We start from the raw sequence: 1,197 nt of genomic DNA on the forward strand, positions 1-1,197 counted from the left end.
CACAGCTTGACGACAACGACACATCCCGCGGTTTCCTCCTTCGCGGCTTGCCCAACGCCGGCCGGAGACGCTTGCGTGCATCAGTTTGAGTCTGTGACGGCGGCCGGCATCGGACAACCCTTAACGGCAGCTGCCTGTCGTGACACTTGGCGACTTGTCCACTTTGGCAATCTGCTATCGAGTGCCGAACGGCCGAGATCGGCCGGAAACCAACGCTCGTCAAAATATAACGGAATCGGAAGCCGCTGTTCGTCTGGTTCACTGCGTTCGCCTTTTCATGCATGTTAAGATGAAAATTTTCCACGGTTGAAATGCTATGAGCGACATCCATCCTGACGCTGCCCTGCGGGTATTGCTCGAAGGCAGTCCGGTACTAAGCTTCACCTTGCGGGATCGCGACTATGGCATGCCTTGCCCTACAGATCGTTGGCAAGTCAAAGCGGCAGTTGATGATCTTCTGAAACCAGCGCGCGAGGGCATGGTGCTTGACTTGGATGTCGTGGATGCGACCGGTGATGACGTCCTAGTGATCGGTGTCGTTGATCTTCATACCGCCCTGCCGAAGTTACGTGACTTGCTCAAGAGTTTGAGTGTTCCTGCTGGAGCAACCTTGGTGTTGGACGGCGGTGAAGAAAACCTGGTACCGGACTTGCCCACGCGGGATGAATTGGTACGCCAGACGACCGACAGCATGATTCAAATGGTACTAGCGGAATGTATCGAATCTGCGCCATCTGACTGGCAAGCCGGAATGCTAACCATTCAGTGCGATGGTAACTGGCTTGGCTATCGATTGAAAAATGCCAAGTCCAGAAATGCAGCAACGATCAGCGGCCGTCTCAGAGCCTTGTGCGAAGAAATAGCCGTGCTCATGTGGAAGAACGGAAATAAATGGCGCGAAGCGGTCCTTCAATACGAAGGCAAGAGCTTCACAGTCGAATTCAGTTATGAGGAACCGCTCGATCCAATTCCACGGTCCCCCACTGCCGCAGCAGTTAAGCCTTGGTGGAAATTATTGTGATGCGATGAACTGGCCGCCATCGATCGACACCGATTGTGGCGACGCTGGGGACGTCGGCAGGCGCTAGATCGGCGGTGTTCGTGACCAGTAGCAATTTGCCGTCCATCAGGCGTGCGTGCGCCAGCGCGCGCTCGTCGATCGAGTACGTGAACAACTCGCTTTTAAGGTCCACCCGG

2 protein-coding genes are annotated in these 1,197 nt (G+C 55.1%); one reads left to right on the forward strand and one right to left on the reverse strand.

The window, feature by feature from the left end; all coding sequences use genetic code 11:
- Positions 1-316: 316 nt before the first annotated feature.
- Entirely contained in the window at positions 317-1,021 is a 705-nt protein-coding gene (locus tag F2P44_RS34280; RefSeq protein ID WP_167094550.1) for a hypothetical protein, read from the forward strand.
- Here F2P44_RS34280 and F2P44_RS35265 read toward each other — a convergent pair.
- Positions 996-1,197 (reverse strand): hypothetical protein (locus tag F2P44_RS35265; protein WP_223165155.1); only part of this gene is annotated, 202 nt, incomplete at its 5' end. The two genes, F2P44_RS34280 and F2P44_RS35265, sit on opposite strands and share 26 nt — an antisense overlap.

Origin of the sequence: Massilia frigida (genome assembly GCF_011682175.1) — a bacterium.
In the GTDB taxonomy this organism is placed as follows: Bacteria; Pseudomonadota; Gammaproteobacteria; order Burkholderiales; family Burkholderiaceae_D; genus Telluria_A; species Telluria_A frigida.